The 5,023-nt window shown below is 40.3% G+C and carries 4 protein-coding genes; all 4 read right to left on the bottom strand.

The features are described from left to right. The coding region (locus tag AC1DUW_RS20790) for a CoA transferase subunit A (RefSeq protein WP_477643345.1) at positions 1-232 on the bottom strand (232 nt) is incomplete at its 3' end. A gap of 31 nt (positions 233-263) precedes the next feature. Beyond that, the gene (locus AC1DUW_RS20785; RefSeq protein WP_053345938.1) at positions 264-1,649 is read right to left on the bottom strand and encodes a GntP family permease; all 1,386 of its coding nucleotides are present in this window, start codon (positions 1,647-1,649) and stop codon (positions 264-266) included. Between the two features lie 609 nt (positions 1,650-2,258). After that, positions 2,259-3,929: a sigma-54 interaction domain-containing protein gene (locus AC1DUW_RS20780; RefSeq protein ID WP_477643344.1), complete on the bottom strand. Its 1,671-nt coding sequence runs from the start codon at positions 3,927-3,929 to the stop codon at positions 2,259-2,261. Positions 3,930-3,995: 66 nt separating this feature from the next. Next, a partial coding sequence (locus AC1DUW_RS20775) for an acetyl-CoA C-acetyltransferase (protein ID WP_477643343.1) occupies positions 3,996-5,023 on the bottom strand: 1,028 nt, incomplete at its 5' end.

The following is a 5,023-nucleotide window of genomic DNA, read 5'->3' as shown; positions in this document are numbered from 1 at the left end:
CATAAGAAGCTATCATTTTTTTGATTTGCCTATTCTCCAACAATAGACCGAGACCTGCATCATCGACTCCACAATTATTGCTGATAACAGTCAAATCTTTTACACCTTTATCACGCAAAGCATGAATTAGATTTTCTGGAATTCCACTTAATCCAAAACCGCCAACAACAATCGTTGCTCCATCCTCAATTTGTTGAATGGCACTATCCAAAGAAGACAATAATTTTCCCATTTTCTCCATCTCCATTTCCTAGTTTATTCTTTTAAATAAACAGTGATGCTGAAAAAGCAAGGATGAACACTGTAACCGTTTTCAAGATCGTAATAATAAATATGTCTTTATACGATTGCCGATGTGTCAATCCTGTAATCGCAAGTAAGGTAATAACGGCACCGTTATGTGGAAGCGTATCCATCCCTCCGGATGCCATGGAAGCAATACGATGAAGCATTTCCGGGCTGAACCCAACAGTTTGTGCCACCTGCAAGTAATGACTTCCCATTACCTCTAATGCAATGGAAAGTCCACCAGAAGCAGATCCGGTAATTCCTGATAGCACATTGACAGCGACTGCTTCCGAAACGAGTGGATTGCTGCTTGCGTTGAACACCCAATTTTGAATCACAGAGAAACCCGGAAGCGTTTTCACAACATTTCCAAAACCAACCTCAGAAGCGGTATTGAAGATTGCTAGCAAAGATCCCATTGCGGCAGCTGTTAAACCACTTGCCAGTTTGACCTTTATGCGCCCAACATTCAGAAGCATCGCTGCTAGGATCCCGATTGTCAGCGCAACAATCAAAGACCAAGAAGAAGTTACTGAGCTTACATCAGCGATATTGAAGGTTTCCTTTAACATCGTGCCATCATACCAGTTCTTTACGGAAATAGCACTGCGACTGAAAGCGAAGTTGAACGCAACTACAAGCACAAGTGGTACGATGGACAGCCAAAAGTTAGGCAGATTTTGCTGTTCGCCACTTTCGGGTTCATTAGTATGTCCTTCCCCGTAACCTTCACCTTTTGCTAACGCTTGTTTACGACGATGTTCTAACCAGATCATTCCACCTGTGAATACCATGATTGCGCCAATGATTCCGATTAATGGTGCCGCATACGTATCTGTTCCAAAATAATTCGTTGGAATGATGTTTTGAATCTGCGGTGTTCCAGGAAGCGCATCCATCGTATAAGTGAAAGCACCCAGTGCTATAGTTCCTGGCAATAACCGCTTTGGAATATCCGCCTCTTTATAAATCGCTGCAGCAAATGGATAAACTGCAAAGGCTACAACAAACAGTGAAACCCCACCATATGTAAGCGCTGAACAGGCTAGGACTACAGCAAGAATGGCCCGCTTTGAACCTAGTGATTTAACGATGGTCTTTGCAATAGATGCTGCTGCACCACTCATCTCCATTACTTTCCCAAATATAGCACCTAATAGAAATATTGGGAAGAATGATTTTACATAATTTGCTGCATATGTCATATATGTCTCTGTATAGCTCGGTAACAAATGACCACCAGATAATATGACCGCCAATAATGTAACAAGCGGTGCTATAATAATGACCGGATAACCTCTATAAGCTAAAAAGATTAAAAGTCCAAGAGCCACAACAATGGCTAAAATTTGAATCACCAATACAATTCCCCCTTTTCTCTTCTCCCTATGCCCCCAAATTCACATTTTCAATCGGATTTTACAATTCGAGCCTGCCTTCCCCAAGTCAAGCTGAATGATTATTCTACTACTTCCCCCAATTGATAATGCTTTCAACAAACTATGAAACTYTAAAATTACTCCCTATCCATTTTCCCAATTGTAGCCCTTTGTAAAATGACAGATGGACCATTCAGTAAAATACATATGCAATAATCGTGCCAACATAATTAAAATTTAAAATTACTCATCTATTAAAGCATTTCAAATCATTTTCCCTCCCCTTTTTACTAACTGTAGAAGCTAGAATCCTTTAAAACTGTTCAGGTTTCTTTACACTCTATTTATAACCTCCAAAAAATTGTAAGCCTTTTCATACACTATTCAAATTACCTCTCTTTTAATGAACGGATTTCTTAACACATTCATAAAAATTTCCAAACAAAGAAAACTCGTCGACTTACACAAGTGTCGTAGTTTCCTAATAAAGATCACTACGAAACCTCTAGATTAATCCTCTAAAAGAGGTTGTTCAAAAGTATAAAAAAGTACCCGTTGCAAATGCACAGGGTACTTTTCTACAATCATTATTCATAAACCATACTTATTCATCTTCTCATAAAGTGTCGTCCGACTCACTCCGAGTCGCTTTGCCGTTTCGGATTTATTACCTGAAGTCATTTCCAGACAAGAAAATATTGTAGCACGTTCGGTTTCTTCCATTACTTCGGCTAAAGTGCGGATTGGGACTAGTTCTTTATGACCCGTTATTTCTTCAGGAAGATGCTTGGAATCTATCATTTCCTCTTCTTCAACAATATTCAACGCGCGTTCAATGATATTTTCCAGCTCACGAATATTACCCGGCCACTTATAGAGACGAAGTAGCCGTAAAGCTTGATCACTCATACCCTGTACACGCTTTTTCATAAGGTTTTGGTATTTTTCAACAAAATAATTCACTAGAATTTCAACGTCCTCTAATCGCTTCCTTAAGGACGGAACGTGAATTTGCATGACCTTTAACCGATAATACAAATCAAGCCTGAACTCACCTTTTGAAACCATTTCTTCTAGATTGCGGTTCGTTGCCGCGATTACCCGTACATCAATCTGAACACTGCCCGTAGAACCGACCCGTTCAATTTCTTTTTCTTGTAAAACACGAAGTAATTTCACCTGCATATGCAGTGGTAGCTCACYGATTTCATCAAGAAAAATTGTCCCGCCATCAGCTGCTTCGAACTTACCTGCCTTCCCGCCTTTTTTTGCACCGGTGAAAGAACCCTCTTCATAGCCAAAGAGCTCTGACTCTAGCAATTCTGCTGGGATAGCTGCACAGTTCACTTTAACGAATACACCCATGGCTCGTCTGCTTTCATTATGAATGGAATGGGCAAACAGTTCCTTACCTGTTCCGCTTTCACCCAGTATCAACACATTTGAGTCACTTTTAGCTGCAATTCTGGCTTGTACTTTTACTTCCATAAGAGCAGGACTTTTCCCCATAATATGATCAAACGTATAGGATGCTTTATTTCTCTCGCGAAAATCACCTTTATACTTTTTTAGCTCTATTTCCAATAAGTTTACCCGTTTGGAAAGAGCCGTAAATTGCCCGACATTTTTAAATAATATTTTCCCGACCGCCCCTACGATTTTACCTTGTTTCAGAATCGGGGAACGGGTCGCAATAATGTAATTATCTTTAATTTTTTGTAATTCAGCGACTTCCTGTTTGCCAGTTTTGGCTACTAAATGCATACGGGTATTTTCGATGATTTCCGTTACATGCTTCCCAATTGAGCTTTCCTGATCTACCCCAAGAAAATCAGCATATGCATGGCTCAACATTTGTACATACCCTTCCGTATCAACCATAACCAAACCATCATAGGCAAATTCTATAATATCTTTAAAAAGGATTTCTTCATGATTATCAATATTAAGAAAATCATTTTTATTGTTCGTAAATAACAGGAAATAAAATTGATACTCCTCATCAGCCACTTGAACAATCTCTTTTCTAACAATCACATTATTACCGTTCATATAAATAGGCGTATTTACAGCTGACAATAGATTTTTTTTAATAATCAACGTTGTTTGCTGATCAAATTGATCCTCTGAAAACCCCTCAGATAATATGCGATTGTATAGGACGATTTCTTTTTCGTTTTTCGTTACCAAAATCCCAAAAGGTAATTCTTCCAATATCGCTTTTACTAATTCTAATTGAACCGTTTTATTATCATTGGCCATACCTATTCTCCTTAATCCTTCTGATGTTTACCCATTATATCATAGGAAAATAAGGCCAAATCACCTTTACCGTTCAACAATCAGCGCTGTACCCTGCCCGCCACCAATACATAAAGTGGCAAGGCCCGTTTTTGCACCTCTTCGCTTCATTTCATACAATAATGTAACTAAAATCCGTGCACCAGAAGCACCTACAGGATGGCCCAGTGCTATCGCACCGCCATTAACATTCACTTTTTCTGGATCCAGTTCAAGGTCCTTCAGCACAGCGAGTGACTGTGCCGCAAAGGCTTCATTCACTTCCATTAAATCAATTTCATCAATTTTCAATCCCGCTTTTGCTAAAGCTTTTTTTGTCGCAGGTACTGGACCGTATCCCATGATTTTTGGATCAAGCGCAGCGTTAGCATATGACTTGATAGTTGCTAAAATTTCCAGTCCCAGCTCGTCAGCTTTTTCTTTAGACATCAGTACCAGCATCGCACCACCATCATTGATTCCAGACGCATTTCCGGCCGTAACCGTTCCATTTTCCTTAAAAGCAGGTCGARGTTTCGTTAGCTGGTCTATCGTTAGCCCATGGCGTGGATGTTCATCTTGGTCAACTAAGATCGTTTTTCCTCTGCGTTTATATTCAACAGGGACGATTTCATCTACAAATCGACCTTCAATTTGGGCCTTTTCAGCTTTCAACTGACTATGTAAAGCAAATTCATCCTGCTTTACACGACTAATTTCCCACTGTGCCGCAATATTCTCGGCCGTTACACCCATATGATACTGATTAAAAACATCCGTTAAGGCATCATAAGTCATTGAATCCACAACTTCGGCATTCCCCATCTTCTGTCCAAAACGGTAATTCGGAAGTAAATACGGGGCATTGCTCATGCTTTCAATACCCCCAGCAAGAATCACATCGGCATCACCAAGGGCTATGAATTGGGCCCCCATAATTACCGTACGGAGCCCCGACCCGCAAAGCTTATTGATGGCCATAGCTGGTGTTGTTTCCGGGACCCCTGCATGAATCGCAACCTGACGTGCCACATTTTGCCCTAACCCGGCCGATAGAATATTCCCAACCAATACCT

It is taken from the genome of Peribacillus sp. P4_C12 (assembly GCF_056402095.1).
This window is presented reverse-complemented; position numbering and strand designations above follow the sequence as displayed.